Here is an 18952-nt window from a genome sequence, read left to right on the forward strand (position 1 = left end):
GTGCCACTCCGTAGAGCTGGGGGCACGTCAGCGGGCGGGCCAACGCCAAAAGAAAGCGGGTCGGGCCTGAAGGCCCTCCTACATTGTTAGTGGTCGTGGTCGCCGTGGTGGTGATGCGTGTGCGTCGTCCCGTCCGCGTGGGAGTGCGTGCCGCGGCGCTGCATCGTGTCCTCGAAGTCCTCCGGCCCGTGGGGATGGTTGTGGGCGTGGTTCACGCACCACTTGTAGAGCACCGGGTCACGTTTGGCGAGGCGGGCGGCGGAACGCTCCTCGTTCTCCTCCGGCGTGCTCCACGGGTTGTAGTGAAAGTGGTTGAACAGTTTCGAGTCGGTGCGGCCGATGGCGATGCAGCCGTATTCGCTGGCGAAGGCGCCGTGGTTGATGTACGGCGGACGCCAGAAGTAGCCGCCGGTGGGCAGATCGCCGAACTGCATCATCCACGAGGTGCCCCACAGGTGGTAACCCTCCTCACAGCAGTCGTGGTAGGAGATGTTGTCCTGGTGGAACTGGGGCACCATGCAGTAGAGGAAGGTCATGGCGAAGGTCTGCGGATTGAAGTTCAGCAGCTTGATCATGCAGCCGGCCGCCACGGAAGGGCTCACCACGTTGCCGGGCGCCCAGACGATGTCCGCATACGTATCGACGTCGTGATAGAGCTCGGTGCGCGAGAGTTCGTGGTGCTCGTCACTCTCCACCAGGCTCGGCTCGGCGGTGTTGTACATCATCAGCAGCAGTGCGCCCTGATCCGAGCTGAGTTCGGGCAGCGCATAGCCGGCCGGCACGAAGAAGTAGTGCCCCCGGTTACAGACCTTGTCGCCCAGTCTGATGCTGCCCTCGATGACGATCAACTCCAGCTCGGAGTAGCTGAAGCCGGGCGGCTGGCGATAGCCCGAGTCGAGCTGCACGGTCATCGTGCAGGAACCGATCTCCGGATCCAGGCTCAGCATCTTGTAGCGATACCCGCTGCCGAAGCCCGGGAGCGGCATGTTCTTGAAATGGACGTCGCGGTCGCAGAACGGCTCGATATGCGGTCTGGTCATGGCGCTCTCCCGGCTCAGTAGACGACTTTGTGCTTGCGGTCCGGCTTGACCGGCAGGTCGTGCTCGGGGATCTTCATCCGCTGATCACCGTCCACGTTGAAGCCGTACTCCTGGATGCGCTCGAAGAACTCCTCGTACCACTGGTCCCGGGTGGGATCGAGAGATTCCATCTCCGCGACGATTTTTCGGTAGCGCTCTTCCTGTTCTGCCACTTCCTCTTCGAGCCACTCGCGGACTTCCTTCGGCAGTTCGCGCTCGATGCGGGTGTTCCTGAATGTCATGACTACTCCGGATCGCTCGGTGATTCGCAGAGGCCGCCGCGGACCGGGCACAGCGTGCCGGGCCAACGCCGGGCTCCCTGCCCCAGATCTCCTTTTACCAGCCCCTGACGGAGCTTGTCACAGCCCGAGGCCGATGATGGCCGCGCCGCACAAACCGATGGCGCCGCCGGAGGCGGCATGGGACCAGTGGGTAAAGCGCCGCAGGCCGAGCTTCTCGCCGACCGTGTTCAGCCCCCACAGACCCACCAGTACGGCGGTCACCATGGTGATGAGCGTGGCGGCGCCGAATACGCCGGTGACCATCACGAGACCAGCATAATTATGCTGCGCGGCCGGGTACATGAGCACGGGTATCAGTGCTTCGCAGGGGCCGAGCACGAAGACGACGAACAGCGCCAGCGGCGTCAGAGTCCTGCCGGCCTCCGCGTGCACGTGGGCGTGCTCGCTTGCATGCCGGTGCTCGTGCAGGTGCTGGGTGCCGTCCGAATGCGTGTGCCAGTGGGTATGCGGCCGGTTGCGCCAGGCATGGCGCACGCCCCAGATCATGTACAGCAGGCCGAAGACCACGAGCGCCCAGGCCGCCAGGTTGCCGCGCACGCCCTCCACCCATTCCAGCTGGGTCAGGGCGAGGCCCAGTGCGACGCCGACCAGGCCGATGACCACCGAGCCCATGACGTGGCCGAGGCCGCAGACCAGTGTGATCAGGCTGGTGCGGCGCGCGGACCAGCCGCGTGCACGCGAAAGCATCACGAAAGGCAGGTAATGATCGGGCCCGAGGATGGTATGGAGGACGCCGATGGTGGCGGCGGTTGCGGCCAGCGCCGCGATCTCCGGTGTAAACCAGTCCATGATGATTCACCCCTCCCGGGCGATAAAAATCATTGTATTCCTAAGCTTCCGCCGTGTCTGCCAGCCTCGCGATCAGGCTGGAAGTATCCCAGCGCCGCCCGCCCATGGCTTCGACCTCGGCATAGAACTGATCCACCAGGGCGGCGACCGGCAGCGAGGCGCCGTTGCGGCGGGCCTCGTCCAGCGCGATGCCGAGATCCTTGCGCATCCACTCGACGGCGAAGCCGAAATCGAACTCGCCGTCCAGCATCGTCTCGTGGCGGTTGTCCATCTGCCAGGACTGGGCGGCGCCCTGACTGATGGCCTCAACGACGGCGCGGCCGTCCAGGCCTGCGCGGCGGGCGAAATCCAGTCCCTCCGCCAGGCCCTGCAACAGCCCGGCGATGCAGATCTGATTGACCATCTTCGTGAGCTGGCCGGCCCCGGCGGGTCCCATCAGCCGGCAGCGCCGCGCGTAGATGTCGATGACCGGCTCCGCCCGCTCGTAGACGGCCGGGTCGCCGCCGGCCATGACCGTCAGCGTGCCGTGCTCGGCTCCGGCCTGACCGCCGGACACCGGAGCATCGAGAAACCCGGCACCCGCGTCGGCCGCCGCCTCGCCCAGCTCGCGGGCAAGCGCAGCGGAGGCGGTGGTGTGATCGACCAGGATGCCGCCCCGGCCCAATCCGGCCAGCACGCCGTCGTCGCCCAGCACCACCGATCGGACGTCATCGTCGTTGCCGACGCAGGTGAAGGCGATGTCGGCGCCCCTGGCCGCCTCGGCCGGCGTCGCAGCCGACCGGCCGGTGTGCGTGTCGCACCAGCGGCGGGCCTTGTCGGCCGTGCGGTTGTACACGGTGACGTCGTGACCCGCCCGCGACAGATGACCGGCCATGGGGAAACCCATGACGCCCAACCCTGTGAAAGCGATCCTCATCGCAGCCCGCCCCGGCAGTGAGACACGGCCTCACACTACTTGCGGACACTACCGTCAGCAATCGTGGACTTGCCGGACGGGACACGAGGCCCTAATGTCTGGAGCTGCAACCGGATCAGGCAGTGGGGGACGAAATGAAGAGATTCCTGATCGCCGTCGGCATCGTGGTCGCGGGCGCGCTGGGACTGTTATTCGCGGCCGGCAAGGGCTGGCTGGGGGAACACGAGGGGCCGGGGATCATCACGGACCAGCGCGTGCCGACCGAGGCCCTCGAGGAGCGCATCGAGCGCCAGGCCGAGGCCATGGAATCCGCCGGCGCACCGGCCGACAGGCAGATCCTGTTCGGCGACCTGCACGTGCACACCACGCTCTCCTTCGACGCCTTCCTGAGCAGCCTGCCCCTGATGAACGGCGAGGGGGCGAAGCCACTCGCCGACGCCTGCGACTTCGCACGCTACTGCTCGGCGCTGGACTTCTGGTCCATCAACGATCACGCAGAGGCCTCCACGCCGCGCCGCTGGCAGGAGACCGTGGAGTCCATCCGCCAGTGCAACGCGGTCGCCGCTAGCGGCCCGGTGCCCGACACCGTCTCGTTTCTCGGCTGGGAGTGGACCCAGGTGGGCGCAACGCCCGACAGTCACTACGGCCACAAGAACGTGATCCTCCGCGACCTCGAGGACGACAGGATCCCGCCCCGGCCGATCAACTCCGGCGGCGTCGCCCGCGAGGCGCTGGGCGGCATCTCGGTCACGGCCCGTGCCTATCTCATCGCCCTGGAGCCCTCGAAGCGCATGCTCGACTTCGCCCGCTACGTAGAGGAGCTGCGCAACGCCGAAAACTGCCCCATGGACGTGCCCACAACGGAGCTGCCGCACGACTGCCGGGAGAGCGCCGAGACGCCGGCGGAGCTGTTCGAGCGGCTGCGCGCCCAGGGCCACGAATCCATGGTCATCCCGCACGGAACCACCTGGGGCTTCTACACGCCGGCGGGCTCCGACTGGGACAAACAGCTCGAAGGCGATATGCACGACCCGGAGCTGCAGTCCCTGATCGAGGTCTTCTCCGGGCATGGCAACTCGGAGGAGTACCGGCCGTGGCGGGCGATCCGTTTCGACGATCAGGGCAGGCCCTATTGCCCGGAACCGGTGGAAGGCTATCTGCCGTCCTGCTGGCGGGCGGGACAGATCATCGAGTCCCGCTGCCTGGAAGCCGGCGAGAGTGCGGAGCTCTGCGAGGAGCGCGCGGCCATGGCCCGCCAGGATTACGTGAATACGGGCGTCGGCGGCCACCTCGTGGTGGGCGGCGAGACCGGTGCCGACTGGCTGGACGCCGGCCAGTGCACGGACTGCTATCTGCCCTCGTTCAACTACCGACCCGGCGGCGCCGTGCAGTACATCATGGCGCTGACCAATTTCGACGACCCGGACGCGCCGCGCCGCTTCCGCTTCGGCTTCATGGCTTCCAGCGACAACCACCGGGCCCGGCCGGGCACCGGTTACAAGGAGTTCTTCCGCCGGGGCATGGCCGACCCCACGGGCGGGCGGGACGAGCAGGTCCGGTCGATTTTCGGTCCGCCGGCCGGCGAGCCCCTGCCCTATTCCCGGGCGGTGGACTTCGAGGATCGCTTCGAGGTGCCGGACAACCTGATCGAGACGGACTCGCCGGTGCAGACCGTGGACCTGCAGCCGTTCCGGCTGACGGAATCCGAGCGCCAGGCGTCGTTCTTCATGACCGGCGGACTGATCGCCGCCCACGCCGGCGGCCGCGACCGCAACGCCATCTGGGATGCGATGGAGCGCCGGGAGGTCTACGGCACCAGCGGCGACCGCATCCTGCTCTGGTTCGACCTGCTGAACGGCAACGGCGGCGAGTTACCGATGGGCGCCGAGACGGAGATGACCGCGCCGCCGGTCTTCCGGGTGCGCGCCGTCGGTGCCTTCAAGCAGAAGCCGGGCTGCCCCGACTATGCCGCCACTGCACTCACGCCGGAACGTCTCGAGGCCATGTGCCGGGGCGAGTGTTACAACCCCTCCGACGAGCGCAAGCTGATCACCCGCATCGAGATCGTGCGCGTCCTGCCCCAGCAGGAGCCCGGCGAGGCCGTGGAACCGCTGATCCAGGATCCGTGGAAGGTGCACGAGTGCATTCCGGATCCCGCCGGCTGCACGGCCACGTTCACGGACGAGGAGTATCCGGGCCTGGCGCGGGATGCCCTCTACTACGCCCGTGCCATCGAGTCACCGAGCCCGGCGGTCAACGCCGGCGGCGTGCGCTGCGAGTACGACGAGGACGGGCGCTGCGTGGAGGTCAACCTTTGCTACGCGGATGATCGCACGCCGCCGGACGACGATTGCCTGGCCATGAACGAGGAACGCGCCTGGTCGTCGCCGATCTTCGTCGACTGGGGCGGCTGAGCACACATCGGCATCGCGGCCGTCATCGGCCGGATGTTGCCCGCACGCGACAATATTCTGCGCGAAGTGGATGCCCCGTCGGCTCCGCCTCCGTCGTCGCGAAGATGCTACAGCCTGGCGGGGCAGGCATGCGGTACTGACAGCCGGCCTGCGACCCATCCGGGTTGTTTCACCCGAAATCTCCTAGAAACAATTCCTTGTGACGGGATTATGACAGCGATTCCAGCTCTGGCCGGGCCGTCTGGACGGGCCCACGATCACGGGTACGCCGGTATCGGGTAAACCCTTTATTGCGACTGGTTTTTCAGTGCGCTAGATTTGGCGCGGCCTGGTCCTGCATGGGGAAGCGGGACCGGTTTTTTTCGGAGCAATCAAACCTTCACATTCTTACCCTAGACTCCCGCGGCTCTACCCTAACAGGGGCGCAAGAACCCCAAGATCGGAGACAGTAGTGATGCTAAATATCGACTCGCCTAGCAGGGTCCCATGGCTGTGGCGCAACATCGTCCGTGCCTGGGTCGCTGCCCTCCTCATCGTCATGATCCCTGTTGCGGGATTCGCACAAGAAACGACGTCCAACATCCGCGGCAAGGTTCTCGATGAGAGCGGCGCGCCCGTAGCGGGCGAAACCGTCGTCGTCGAGGACATGCGCAGCGGCGTCACGCGCACGCTGACCACCGACGCCAACGGCCTGTTCCTGGCGACCCGCCTTCTGCCCGGCGGCCCGTACGAGATCTCGGTCCGCGGCCAGTCCACCGAGGTGTCCAGCATCAGCATCGGCGATACCTACTCGCTCACCGTCGGCCTCCGGTCGGAAGCCGAGATGGAAGAGATCGTGGTGATGGGTCAGGCGCTGCAGTTCGTGGACGTCGCGTCGGGACCGGCCGCCACCTTCAATGTGGCCGACATCGAGAGCGCCGTCTCGTTCAGCCGCGACATCTCCGAGGTCTACGGCATCGATCCCCGCATCATGATCGATGCGGACGAGGACGGCTTCGGCGTGAACTGCGCCGGCAAGCATCCGCGCTTCAACAACATCACGCTGGACGGCATCAGCCAGACCGACCGCTTCGGTCTGAACGAGAACGGCTACGCGACGGCTGTCGGCATGCCCTTCCCGTACGATTCGATCGAACAGATCGCGGTCGAGCTCGCCCCCTTCGACGTCACCTACGGCGGCTTCTCGGCCTGTAACATCAACGCGGTCACGAAGTCGGGCACCAACGAGTGGCAGGTCGGCGCTTTCTACGAATTCTCCAATAACGACCTTCGTGGCGACACGGTGGCCAACGACCCCAACGACTACGGCCGTCCTGACTACGACAAGACCTACATGGGCTTCGACCTCGGCGGCCCGATCATCAAGGACCGCCTGTTCATCTTCGCCGCCTACGAGGAGTCCGAGGAGCCCCGCTTCCTGGCCCGCGGCTTCGCCGGCTCGGGCAATGGTGAAGAGCGTCCCTGGCTGAGCGAGACGGATTACAACCGCATCGCGAACATCGCCCAGAACGTCTATGGCTACGATCCCGGAGGCCAGCCCAGCGATGGCGTTCAGGAGGCCGAGAAGTACATGGTGCGCCTCGACTGGAACATCAACGATCGTCACAATGCGGCCGTCATCTATAACTACTTCGACGGCTTCCAGGACCGCGATTCGGACGGCGATGACGACGAATTCGAATTCGCCAATCACTTCTACACCAAGGGTGCGGAGTTCGAGACCTACACGGCCAAACTGTGGTCCCAGTGGACGGACAACTTCTCCACCGAGGTGTTCTACAGCTCCAGCTCCATGGACGACTCCCAGGTCACCGTCGGTCCCAAGGGCTTTGCCGACATGCAGATCAGCGTCGGCGGCCGCGACGGCACCGTCTACCTGGGTGCAGACGACTCGCGTCAGGCCAATGCGCTGAAGACCGATTCCGACTACTTCCGCCTCGCCGGAAACTACTTCATCGGCGACCACGTGATCACGGCCGGCTACGACCGGGAGACGCTGGAGATCTTTAACATCTTCGTGCAGCACTCCAATGGCGGTGAGTACGACTTCTTCGACGACTCCACGGACAACCCGGCCGCTTGTGCGGCGCTGGATGCGGCAGGGCGTCTCGCCGATCCGAACTGCGAGCTGTCCGGCATCGACCGGTTCGAGCTGGGCCGTCCGAGCCGCGTCTACTACGGCAGCGGTGGCGGCACCAACGTGGCCACCGATGCGGCTGCGACCTTCGAGAACGTGCTCAACTCGCTCTACATCCAGGACGAGATCTTCTTCGACGAATACGCTCTGACGATCACGGCCGGCCTGCGCTACGAGTGGTTCACCAGCGACGACCGTCCGGTTTTCAACCAGACGTTCACCGATATCTACGGCATCCGCAACGACGCCAATATCGACGGCCTGGACCTGATCATGCCGCGTCTCGGCTTCAACTGGGACGTGCGTGACGACCTGACCCTGCGTGGCGGTGTCGGCCTCTACTCCGGCGGCAACCCGAACGTCTGGATCTCGAATGCCTGGAGCAACGACGGCCTGACCAACGCCCAGTTCCAGTTCAACTACTTCGATTCGGCGACGGTCCTGCCCGGATCCCCGGACTCGCTGGATCTCTCCGGCGAAGGCCGTCCCGGCTTCGACGTGCCTCAGGAGATGGTCGACGCCGTGCTGGCCGTGTCGCCGGCCGATGCCAACGACTCGAACCTCGTCATCATCGACCCGGAATACGATCAGCCCAGCGAGTGGAAGTTCGCCTTCGGCGGTACCTGGGATACGCCCTGGTACGACATCCAGATGGACTTCGACTTCCTGCACACGCGTGGTCGCGATCCGGCCTACTATGTCGATCTGTCCCAGGAGATCGTCGGCTTCACCCGCGCCGGAACGCCTATCTACGACTACATAGATCGCGACGGCGACGGCGACGAGGAGACGGACAACTTCATGCTGACGAACTCCGACGAGGAGCCCGTCAGCAACACCGTCTCCGTGGTCTTCCGCAAGGACTTCGACTGGGGCCTGGACGTGCTGCTCGGCTATGCCTGGACCGAGGCCGAGGACGTGAGCCCGATGACCTCCGCGGTAGCGGCGTCGAACTTCGACAACACCGCACTGCTGGACATCAACAACCCCGAGGCTGCGAACTCGAACTACGTCGTTCCCCAGCGCTACACCCTGCGCCTGAACTACGCACGGGCCTTCTTCGGCGACAATCTCACCGAGGTGACGCTGTACGGCTTCGTGAACAAGGGTCAGCCGCAGAGCTACGCGATGAACTCGAACGACCTCGAGGGCGACGGCTTCTTCGGCCGCCACCTGCTGTACATCCCGGCGGGCCCGGCGGATCCGAACGTGGTGTTCGGTCCCGACTTCGACCAGCAGGCGTTCTTCGCCTGGGTCGCGGACAAGGGCCTGGCGCCCGGCTTCACCGAGCGTAATGGCTACAACACGGGCTGGAGCACCCGCTTCGACCTGCGTGTCAGCCAGGACATCTCGCTGCCCGCGGGCTTCCGGGGTCGTGCGTATCTGAAGATCTACAACCTCGGCAACCTCCTGAACGACGAATGGGGCGAGATCGTGGACGCCCAGTTCTTCACGCCGGAGATCGTCGATGCCAGCGTCGATGCCCAGGGCCGCTTCGTGTACGAGGAGTTCAGCGATCGCTCCATCGAGCGGACCTACATCAACCGCAGTCTGTGGGAAGCCCGTATCGGCGTCGACATCAAGTTCGGCGGCGATTGACAGCGGAGCGACTCACGCTCGACAACGGCAGCATCGCTGCAAACCGAAGGGCGGCCACTGGCCGCCCTTCTTTTTTTGCACGATCGTCTGGGCAGCCGGCGGCGCTTCCATTACCCTCGGGGGACCGGGCAACGCAGAGACCGCAGCGACCATGACGAGGACATCAGCTCACGGAGGAGCATTGCAGATCACCGGCCAGATCACCGGCCGCCGGCTATCCATGCGCGCCGCGGCGGCGGCGTTCGGGCTGCTGCTCGCCACCGGCGTGCAGGGAGCAACGGACGAGACCGCCTTCGACGCCTGCCTGGAGCGCATCGGCGACCGTGCGCGCGAGGCAGGCATCAGCGAGCCGGTCATCCGGGACGTACTGGCGAAGGCGAGGCCGCTCGACCGGGTCATCGAGCTGGACAGGGGTCAGCCCGAATTCACGCGCAGCTTCGCGGATTACTACGGCCGCCGGGTCACGGAGGAACGGGTGCAGCGGGGCCGTGAGATGCTGAACCGCCACCGGGACACGCTGATGACAGCCCAGCGCCGCTACGGCGTGCCCGCGCACTACCTCGTGGCCTTCTGGGGCCTGGAGACGAACTTCGGCAGCTACTACGGCAAGATCCCCGTGCCGGACGCGCTGGCGACACTCGCCTGCGACGCTCGCCGCGGGCCGTTCTTCACGGAGGAACTCATCGCCGCGCTGCGCATCGTCGATGCAGGAGATATTGCACCCGAGCGCATGGTGGGCTCCTGGGCCGGCGCGATGGGCAATTTCCAGTTCCTGCCTTCTGTCTTCCTGCGCCACGCCATCGACGCGGACGGCGACGGACGGCGCGACCTCTGGCACAGCACCGAGGACGCCATCCTGTCGGCGGCCAACTTCCTGCAGGGCCTCGGCTGGCAGCCTGAACTGCGCTGGGGCAGGGAAGTACGGCTGCCGGAGGGCTTCGACTACGCGCTGGCCGGCCGCGACCGGCGCCGGCCGCTGGCCGACTGGGTGGACATGGGCGTCACGGACGCCTGGAGCCGGCCCCTCCCCCGTCTGGATCTCGAATCCGCCATCCTGGTGCCCGCCGGTCACAAAGGCCCGGCATTCATCGTCTACGAGAACTTCGACGTGATCATGGGCTGGAACCGCTCGGAGTTCTACGCGCTGGCGGTCGGCCGGCTGGCCGATCGCATCGCCGGCGGCGGCACGCTGGTGACCGGCCTGCCCGAGGATGCCGGCCCGCTCCGGCGCGCAGACGTGGAAGGGCTCCAGGTTGCGCTGGCGGCGCTGGGCTACGACCCCGGCGAGCCGGACGGCATAGTGGGCCCGGCCACCCGCCGCGCCGTCTCGGCGTACCAGCAGGACCGCGGCCTGGTAGCCGACGGCCACGTAGACGAAGACCTGATCACCACTTTGGGTGCCGGACCGAACTAATCCAACTTTTGCAACTTATTGCCCCGTCCCGGCGCCAACGGCGACAAATCCGGACCGGATCAGCTCAGGACACCCCGCTCGCGCAGCGTGGCAATCTCATCCTCGGCGAAACCGAAATCCCCGAGGACGACGTCGGTATCCTGACCCGACGGCCGCGGACCGGCGGGATCGCCGGGCGGCGTGCGGCTGAACCGGGGCGCCGGGGCATTCTGGGGCACGCCGTCCACCTCGATGACATTGCGCCTGGCCGCATTATGCGGATGAGCCCCGGCCTCGCCGAGATCCAGCACCGGCGCGAAGCAGACGTCGGTGCCTTCCATGATCTCGCACCACTCGTCCCGGGTCTTCGTCCGGAACACCTCCACCAGCCGTTCGCCCAGACGATCCCACTGGGCTACCGTCTGCGCATCCGTTCGGCCACTGAACACGCCGGGCCCGAACGTCTCCGCATCCAGCCCCGCCTTCTCGATCAGCAGCTGATAGAACTGGGGCTCGATCGAGCCGACGGCCACATACCGGCCGTCCTTCGTCTCGTAGGTATCGTAGAAGTGCGAAGCGCCCGAGAGGAAATGCGTGCCCGTACCGCCGTCGAACAATCCCATCGCCCGGAAACCGAAGAACATGGCCATGAGCGACAGCGAGCCGTCCACCATGGCGGCATCCACGACCTGGCCCTCGCCGCTCTTCTGTGCCTCCAGTAACGCGCACACCATGCCGAAAGCGAGCAGCATGCCACCGCCGCCGAAATCCCCCACAAGATTCAGCGGCGGCACCGGCTTCTCGCCCCGGCGCCCGATGGCGTGCAACGCGCCCGACAGCGCGATGTAATTGATGTCGTGCCCGGCCGCGTTCGCCAGCGGCCCGTCCTGTCCCCACCCGGTCATGCGGCCGTACACCAGCTTCGGGTTCGCCGCCAGGCACTCGTCCGGCCCGATCCCCAGGCGCTCGGCCACGCCCGGCCGGAAGCCCTCGAACAGCGCATCCGCATCCCGCACCAGCCGCAGCACCACCGCCGCGCCCTCCGGCGACTTCAGGTCCAGCGCGATGGACCGGCGACTGCGGTTCAGCGGATCCGGCAGCGGCCGGCCGCCGCCCGGAGCCGACTTGCGCTCCACGCGGATCACCTCGGCCCCCATATCCGCCAGCATCATGCCGCAGAACGGCCCGGGACCGATGCCGGCGATCTCGATGATCTTCAGCCCCGCGAGGGGGCCACCACGCTCCGCCCCGCTCATCGCGGCTGCATGCGGATGGCGCCGTCGAGGCGGATCACCTCACCGTTCAGGTAGGCGTTCTCGATGACGTGCCGTGCCAGCAGGCCGAACTCGGCCGGCAGCCCGAGCCGCTTCGGGAACTGCACCATCTCGATCAGCGGCTGCTTCACCTTGTCGTCCAGCGACTGCAGCAGCGGCGTGTTCATGATTCCCGGCGCGATGGTCATCACCCGAATCCCCAGCGGCGCGAGGTCACGGGCCACCGGCAGCGTCAGGCCGCAGATGCCCGCCTTGCTGGAGCTGTAGGCCGCCTGGCCGATCTGGCCGTCGTAGGCCGCCACCGACGCCGTGTTGATGATCACGCCTCGCTCGCCGGCCTCGCCCTCCGGCTCGTTGCACGCCATCTGCTCGGCGGCGAGACGCAGCACGTTGAACGTGCCGATGAGATTCAGATTCACCACCGAGGCATAGCGCTCGAGCGGCAGCGGGCCGTCCCGTCCCAGCGTCTTGCCCGGCGGCCCGCCGCCGGCGCAGTTCACGCAGATGTGCAGCGCCCCGAAGCGATCCATGGTCTTCTCCAGCGCTCCCTGCACGGACGCCTCGGCGGTCACGTCGGCCGCCACGTAGTCGGCGCGCTCGCCGAGTTCCTCCGCTGCCTGCTTCGCGGCGTCCTCGTTGATGTCCAGGATCATGACGTTGGCGCCGTGCTTCACGAACTCCCGGCAGGTTGCATTGCCGAGCCCGGAAGCACCGCCGGTCACGATCGCCGTCTTGTTGGCGAGATCCATCGACTTCCCCTCCTTCTCGATACCCCGAAACAGAGACGCCCGCCACCAGGGGCGGGCGTCCTGCCGTCATTGCCGCATGGCGAAATCAGGCCGCGCTGGCCTTCGCCTTGGCCTCCTCCAGCGATTTCGGCTTCTTCTGCCGCGGATCCAGGCCGATGGAGCGCGCGATGATCTCGCGCATGATCTCCGAGGACCCGGCATAGATGCGCGAGACGCGCGCGTTGGTGTACATGCGCGAGATCACGTACTCGTCCATATAGCCCGCGCCGCCGTGCAGCTGCACGCACTGGTCCATCACCCGGCCCTCGAGCTCGCTGGTATAGAGCTTCGCGCGGGCCGCCACCTCGGCCGTCAGCTTGCCCTCGTTATGCTCCTCGACGCAGCGGTCGACATACACCTGGGCGATGTCGAGCTCCATGCGCATGTCGGCCATGGCGAAGCGCGAGTTCTGGAAATCGGCGATGCGACGGCCGAAGGCCTTGCGCTCGGTGATGTACTCCATGGTGATATCGAAAGCCGCCTGGCCCGCCGCAAGATAGCCGCAGGCACCGAGCAGACGCTCCTCGGCCAGGAACTGCATCAGGTAGTAGAAGCCCTTGGTGGCCTCTCCGAGCACATTCTCCTTCGGCACCTTGACGTTGTTGAAGAACAGCTCCGCCGTGTCCTGGGACTTGAGCCCCATCTTGCTCAGGTTGCGGCCGCGCTCGAAGCCCTCCATGTCGCGCTCGACCACGAACAGCCCGAGGCCGTGAGTGGAGTCGGGCACGGTGCGCGCCGCCACCACCACGAGGTCGGCGTTGATGCCGTTCGAGATGTAGGTCTTGGAGCCGTTCAGCAGCCAGTGGTCGCCCTTGTCCTCGGCCTTGGTGCGCATGCCCGCCACGTCGCTGCCGGCGCCCGGCTCGGTCATGGCGATGGCGAGGATGTTCTCGCCGCTGACGCACTTCGGCAGCCACCGTTCCTTCTGCTCCTCGGTACCCAGCTCGCCGATGTAGGGGCCCACCAGGCGGCTGTGCAGCGTGGCGAAGAAGCCGGGATCGCCCCAGCGGGCCATCTCCTCGATGAAGATCTGCTCGTAGCGGAAGTCCTTCATGCCGGCGCCGCCGTACTTCTCGTCGGCCCACATCAGCAGCAGTCCCTGCTCGCCGGCCTTCAGGAAGGCCTCGCGGTCCACGATGCCCTTCTCGTGCCAGCGATCCGAGTGGGGCTGGATCTCGTTCTTCAGGAACGTGCGGACCGAATCCCTGAATATCTCGTGCTCATCGTCGAACAGCTTTCTTTCCATGACCTATACCTCGTTGATGTCGTGGCCCGCTCAGCGGCCCTTGAATTCCGGTTCCCGTTTCTCGAAAAAGGCGGTAACGCCCTCGGTGTTGTCCTCGCTCCGGATGAGTGCGTCCTGGAGACTCGCCTCCACGTCGAATGTGCTGCCCCAGCTGCCGGCCATGGCGTGGCGCATGGCCCGCTTCGTCGCGGCCATCGAGAGCGGAGCGCGTTTCGCCAGCGAGGCCGCCCAGGCGGCGGTGGCCTCAAGGAGTTCGTCCGCCGGGACCACCTTGTTGACCAGACCCCACTCGAGACATCTGTCCGCCGGGATGCGCTCGGCCTCCACACAGGCCTGGAAGGCCCGCTTGTAGCCGAGCTGATTCGCCAGCAGCCAGGTGGCGCCGCCGTCGGGTACCAGGCCGATGCTTGCGAACGGCGCCAGCAGGAAGGCCTTGTCCGACATGATGGCGAGGTCGCACATCAGCGCGAACGACAGGCCGATGCCGGCCGCCGCGCCGTTGATGCTGGCGATCACCGGCTTCTCGCAGCGGCCGATGATCTCCAGCACCGGACGGTACTCGCGCTGCAGCTGTTCCTCGATCCGCTGGTTGCCCGTCTCCCGGGCGCTCATCGCATCCTTGAGGTCGGCGCCGGCCGAGAAGCCCCGACCGACCCCCGTGAAGACGATGACCCGGACCTCCGGGTCGTCCACGGCTCTTCCGAACGCCGCCAGCAGATCCAGCCGGAGCTGCCGGTTGAAGGCGTTCATCACCTCGTCGCGGTCGATGGAGATGGTCGCGACCGCTCCCTCGGTCGCGTAATCCACCGTCTCCCACTCGCTCACCGCAGCGGCCTCAGGCGGCCGAGCGCGTCTCGGACGCGCCACCGCGGGGATAAAACGTCTCGCCCTTCTCCGCCTTCTGCCGGAGCATGTCCGGCACCTTGAAGCGCTCGCCGTAGGCCTCGGCCATGCGGTCGCACTCGGCCACGAATTCCTTCAGGCCCACGGTCTCGATCAGCGAGATGGTGCCGCCCGTATACGGCGGAAATCCCCAGCCGAAGATGGAGCCGACGTCGGCGTCCGCCGGGTCAGTGACCACGCCCTCGTCCATGCAGCGCACGGTGTCCAGCGCCTGGATGTAGAGCATGCGCTTCTTCACCTCCTCGACGCTGGGCTGTTCCTCGGCCACCGGGAAATGCTCGGCGAGACCCGGCCAGAGATGCTTCTTGCCGCCCTCGGGGTAGTCGTAGAAGCCCTTGCCGAAGCGCTTGCCGCGGCGGTCGAGATCTTCGACGAACTTGCGCACCACCTCGTCGGCCGGGGTGCCCACGTAGTCGTCGCCCAGGTCCTCCCGGGTCTGCTTGCCGACGTGGTAAGCGAGTTCCAGCGACACCTCGTCGGTGACCGCCAGCGGCCCCACCGGCATGCCGGCCTGCTTGGCCACGTTCTCGATCAGCGCGGGGTTTACGCCCTCGGCCAGCATGGACATGCCCTCGCGCGTGAACGTGCCGAACACCCGGCTGGTGTAGAAGCCGCGGCTGTCGTTGACCACGATCGGCGTCTTCCTGATCTGCTGGATATAGTCCAGCGACCGGGCAATGGCCTCGTCGCCGGTCTTCTCACCCACGATCACTTCCACCAGCGGCATCTTGTCGACCGGCGAGAAGAAGTGGATGCCGATGAACTGCTCCGGCCGCTTCGAGGCCTCGGCGAGACCGGTGATCGGCAGCGTCGAGGTGTTGGAGGCGAAGATTGCGCTCTCCGGGATCACCGCCTCGGTCTTCGCCGTGACGTCGGCCTTGATCTTGCGGTCCTCGAACACGGCCTCGATGATCAGATCGCAGCCTTCCAGGTCCGCGTAGTCGTCCGTGGTCCTGATCAGCTCCAGCATGTCCGCGGCCTTGTCGGAATCCATGCGGCCCCGGTCGATGCGCTTCTGCAGGAGTTCGCGTGAGTAGTCCTTGCCCTTCTCGGCCTTGTCCTTCGTCGTATCCAGCAGGACGACCTGCATGCCCGCCTTTGCGGAGACGAACGCGATGCCCGCGCCCATCATGCCGGCACCGAGCACGCCCAGCTTCTTCACCTGGCTCTTGTCGACGCCCTTCGGCCGGCGCACCAGCTTGTCCGCCGCGCCCTTGTTGATGAACAGCGTGCGGGTCATGTTGCGTGCCACCGGGTCGCGCAGCAACGAGACGAAGTACTTGGACTCGATGTCGAGCCCCTGGTCGATCGGGAGCACCGTGCCCTCGTAGACACAGGACATGATGGCGATCGGCGCCGGGTAGTTGTGGTTGGTGTTCTTCTGCAGCAGCGCCGAACCCACCATCAGCGTCTGGATGGCCTTCGGGTTCATCAGGCCGGTGCCGCCCGGCACCTTGAAGCCCTTCTTGTCCCAGGGCTGCTCCGGATCGCCCGCTTCCCTGATCCACTTCTTCGCCGCATCCACTTCCTTGCCCGGCTCCACCACCTCGTTGACGATGCCGAGCGAGAGCGCCTTCTCCGGCTTCACGTGCGTGCCCTGCAGCATCAGCGGCAGGGAGGCCTCGAGGCCGATCAGCCGGGGCAGGCGCTGGGTGCCGCCGCCGCCCGGCAGCAGGCCCACCTGTACCTCGGGCAGGCCGAGCACGGCCTTCGGATTGTTCGCAGCCACCCGGTAGTGGGTGGCGAGGCAGATCTCGAGGCCGCCACCGAGCGCCGTGCCGTTGATGGCCGCCGCGAACGGCTTGCCGCTGGTCTCCATGCCACGCAGCGTCTGCTGCAGGCCGCGGCTGTTGGCGTACATCTCCTCGGCGCTGGCGCCGCTGTCGAACGCGTTCACCAGCGACTTGAGGTCCGCGCCGGCCAGGAAGGAATCCTTGCCGGAGGTGATGACGGCACCCTTGATGGCGTCGTCGGAGGCCACCTTCTCGATGCTCTCCTTCAGCTCGGCCATGAACTCGGGCGTCAGCACGTTCATCGGCCGGTCCTTCACGTCGATGGTGATCGTCGCGATGCCGTCGCCGTCTACTTGGAAATCAATCGTGTTCATCGTGCTCATACCCTCTCGATAATCGTGGCTGTGCCCATGCCTGCGCCGACGCACAGGTTCACGAGCGCGGTGTTCAGGTCGCGGCGTTCGAGCTCGTCCAGCACGGTGCCGAGGATCATGGTGCCGGTGGCGCCCAGCGGATGCCCCATGGCGATGGCGCCGCCGTTCACGTTGATCCGGTCGTGCTCGATGCCGAGGCGCTGCATGAACAGCAGCACCACCGAGGCGAAGGCCTCGTTCAGCTCGAACAGGTCGATGTCCTTCTTGTCCATGCCGCAGCGCTTCAGCACCTTCTCCGCGGAAGGCGCCGGGCCCGTCAGCATGATGGTGGGCTCGGTGCCGATGGAGGCGAAGCCGCGGATGCGTGCGCGGGGCTTCAGACCCAGCGCTTCGCCCATCTCCTTCGTGCCCACCAGCACGGCGGCGGCGCCGTCGACGATACCGCTGGAATTACCGCCCGTGTGCACGTGATTGATGGCCTCGACCTCCGGATAACGCTGCAGCGCCACCGCGTCGAAGCCCGCCTGCTCGCCGGGGATGACGAATGCCGGCTTCAGTTCGCCCAGCCCCTCGACGGTGGTGTCGGGCCGCACGTGCTCGTCGCGATCCAGCAGAGTCATGCCCAGCGTGTCCTTGATCGGCACGACGGAGTTCTTGAAGTAGCCCTTTTCCCAGGCGTTGGCGGCCCGCTTCTGGCTCTCGGCGGCGTAGGCGTCCACGTCGTCGCGTGAGAAGCCGTACTTGGTGGCGATGAGGTCGGCACCGATGCCCTGGGGCACGAAGTAAGTCTTGTAAGCCACCTGGGGGTCGGCCGCCATGGCGCCGGAGTCGGAGCCCATCGGCACCCGGGACATGCTCTCCAGGCCGCCGCCGATGGCGAGATCCGCCTGGCCGGCCATGACCTGGGAGGCCGCCGTATTCACCGCGTCCAGGCCCGAGGCGCAGAAGCGGTTCAGCTGCTTGCCGGGCACGTTCTCGGCGTAGTCGGCGTTCAGCGCCGCCACGCGGGCCACGTTGGAGCCCTGCTCGCCCACCGGCGCCACACAGCCGATGACCACGTCGTCGAGCTTGCTCGTATCCAGTTCGTTGCGGTCCCGGACGGCCTCGAGCACCTGGGTCAGCAGCTCGATGGGCGTCACCTGGTGCAGCGAGCCGCTGGACTTGCCGCGGCCACGGGGGCTGCGGACGTGATCGAAGATGTATGCGTCTGCCATTTGCGTGATTCCTGTTGCTGGGTTGATGGGTCGCCCCGTTCAGGGGGAAAGAGAGTTGCGGATCTGGTCCTTGAAGTCGTCATTGACCTTCTGCCAGTCGATCGCGCCGGGGCTGATCAGCCACAGATAGGTCATGCCGGAGATGTAGGCCACGTAGCGGGCGCCCTCGCTCTGCGGGTCGGCGTCGGCACGCACCGTGCCCTGCTCCATGCCGCGGCGCACCCAGCCCGCGACGTCCTCGCGCTGGCGCTCATAGCTCTCGTCGGCGATCTGGCGGAACTCCGAGCGGGGGCTCGCCGCCTCGCACAGCAGGATGTGCAGCACCCGGATCTCGTCCGGCCACTTCTCGATGAAGCGGCGGTAGGCCTCGGCCGCCGAACACATGGCCTCGATGCCCACCTGTCCGTCCACGGCGCGGTCCAGGTGGCTCATCCAGTGCCTCAGGACGGACTTGCCCACGGCCTGGAACAGGCCGGATTTGGTGCCGAAGCGGTAGGAGGCCAGCCCGCGGCTGTAGCCCGCGCGCTCGCCGATGAGCTGTAAAGTGGTTTTTTCGGTGCCCCGCTCCAGGATCAGCGCCTTGGCCGCCTCGATCATCGCCGCATCGGACTGCGCGGAGCGCTCCGCCTGGGTGCGGGGCGTGGCCTCTTCGGCGATGTCGCGGGGATTTACGGACAAAAGGGTGCCTTATCGTTGCTACGGTCAGAATTTACTTGTTGTCAACAAGCAAGCGAGTATACTCGCACTATTGCAGGGCAACAAGCCATGCGCACCGCACGGTCGCGGTGCAT

Annotated in this window: 14 protein-coding genes; 3 read left to right on the top strand and 11 right to left on the bottom strand. The window is 66.4% G+C overall.

What is annotated here, in order from left to right:
- Positions 1–86: 86 nt before the first annotated feature.
- The 4 genes from ACJMKZ_RS13925 to ACJMKZ_RS13940 form a co-directional block, all read right to left on the bottom strand.
- Positions 87–1040: a DUF4437 domain-containing protein gene (locus tag ACJMKZ_RS13925; RefSeq protein ID WP_405233805.1), complete on the bottom strand. Its 954-nt coding sequence runs from the start codon at positions 1038–1040 to the stop codon at positions 87–89.
- A gap of 14 nt (positions 1041–1054) precedes the next feature.
- Positions 1055–1321 carry a hypothetical protein gene (locus ACJMKZ_RS13930; protein ID WP_405233806.1) on the bottom strand — a complete coding sequence of 89 codons (267 nt, stop codon included), beginning with the start codon at positions 1319–1321 and terminating at the stop codon, positions 1055–1057.
- A gap of 117 nt (positions 1322–1438) precedes the next feature.
- Positions 1439–2170: an urease accessory protein UreH domain-containing protein gene (locus ACJMKZ_RS13935; protein ID WP_405233807.1), complete on the bottom strand. Its 732-nt coding sequence runs from the start codon at positions 2168–2170 to the stop codon at positions 1439–1441.
- A 40-nt stretch (positions 2171–2210) separates the two neighbouring features.
- Entirely contained in the window at positions 2211–3086 is an 876-nt protein-coding gene (locus ACJMKZ_RS13940) for an NAD(P)-dependent oxidoreductase (protein ID WP_405233808.1), read from the bottom strand.
- 122 nt (positions 3087–3208) lie between these two features.
- On the opposite strand from ACJMKZ_RS13940, the gene ACJMKZ_RS13945 reads away from it, so the two are divergent.
- From ACJMKZ_RS13945 to ACJMKZ_RS13955, 3 genes are all read left to right on the top strand, one after another.
- Positions 3209–5500 carry a DUF3604 domain-containing protein gene (locus tag ACJMKZ_RS13945; RefSeq protein WP_405233809.1) on the top strand — a complete coding sequence of 764 codons (2292 nt, stop codon included), beginning with the start codon at positions 3209–3211 and terminating at the stop codon, positions 5498–5500.
- Positions 5501–5954: 454 nt separating this feature from the next.
- On the top strand, positions 5955–9236 hold the full coding sequence (locus ACJMKZ_RS13950) for a TonB-dependent receptor (protein ID WP_405233810.1): 3282 nt from the start codon (positions 5955–5957) through the stop codon (positions 9234–9236).
- Between the two features lie 181 nt (positions 9237–9417).
- Positions 9418–10650 (top strand): lytic murein transglycosylase, encoded by a 1233-nt coding sequence (locus ACJMKZ_RS13955; protein ID WP_405233811.1) that lies wholly within the window; start codon positions 9418–9420, stop codon positions 10648–10650.
- 59 nt (positions 10651–10709) lie between these two features.
- Here the strand turns inward: ACJMKZ_RS13955 and ACJMKZ_RS13960 are convergent, their stop codons facing one another.
- The 7 genes from ACJMKZ_RS13960 to ACJMKZ_RS13990 all read right to left on the bottom strand — a co-directional run bounded on the left by ACJMKZ_RS13960 (position 10710) and on the right by ACJMKZ_RS13990 (position 18839).
- The gene (locus tag ACJMKZ_RS13960; RefSeq protein ID WP_405233812.1) at positions 10710–11885 is read right to left on the bottom strand and encodes a CaiB/BaiF CoA transferase family protein; all 1176 of its coding nucleotides are present in this window, start codon (positions 11883–11885) and stop codon (positions 10710–10712) included.
- Positions 11882–12652, bottom strand: a complete 771-nt coding sequence (locus ACJMKZ_RS13965) for a 3-hydroxyacyl-CoA dehydrogenase (protein ID WP_405233813.1) — start codon at positions 12650–12652, stop codon at positions 11882–11884. Before ACJMKZ_RS13965 ends, ACJMKZ_RS13960 begins: the two co-directional genes overlap by 4 nt.
- 85 nt (positions 12653–12737) lie before the next feature.
- Complete coding sequence (locus tag ACJMKZ_RS13970) at positions 12738–13937, bottom strand: acyl-CoA dehydrogenase family protein (protein ID WP_405233814.1); 1200 nt, start codon at positions 13935–13937, stop codon at positions 12738–12740.
- Between the two features lie 30 nt (positions 13938–13967).
- Positions 13968–14762, bottom strand: coding sequence for an enoyl-CoA hydratase/isomerase family protein (locus ACJMKZ_RS13975; RefSeq protein WP_405233815.1), 795 nt, complete (start codon positions 14760–14762; stop codon positions 13968–13970).
- A gap of 10 nt (positions 14763–14772) precedes the next feature.
- Positions 14773–16956 (bottom strand): 3-hydroxyacyl-CoA dehydrogenase NAD-binding domain-containing protein, encoded by a 2184-nt coding sequence (locus tag ACJMKZ_RS13980; RefSeq protein ID WP_405233816.1) that lies wholly within the window; start codon positions 16954–16956, stop codon positions 14773–14775.
- Positions 16953–18161, bottom strand: a complete 1209-nt coding sequence (locus ACJMKZ_RS13985) for an acetyl-CoA C-acetyltransferase (RefSeq protein WP_405233817.1) — start codon at positions 18159–18161, stop codon at positions 16953–16955. The genes ACJMKZ_RS13980 and ACJMKZ_RS13985 overlap by 4 nt, the downstream gene beginning before the upstream one ends.
- A gap of 39 nt (positions 18162–18200) precedes the next feature.
- Positions 18201–18839, bottom strand: coding sequence for a TetR/AcrR family transcriptional regulator (locus tag ACJMKZ_RS13990; RefSeq protein ID WP_405233818.1), 639 nt, complete (start codon positions 18837–18839; stop codon positions 18201–18203).
- Between the last annotated feature and the right edge of the window lie 113 nt (positions 18840–18952).

Source organism: Lentisalinibacter salinarum (assembly GCF_040706555.1).
Lineage (GTDB): Bacteria > Pseudomonadota > Gammaproteobacteria > Steroidobacterales > Woeseiaceae > Lentisalinibacter > Lentisalinibacter salinarum.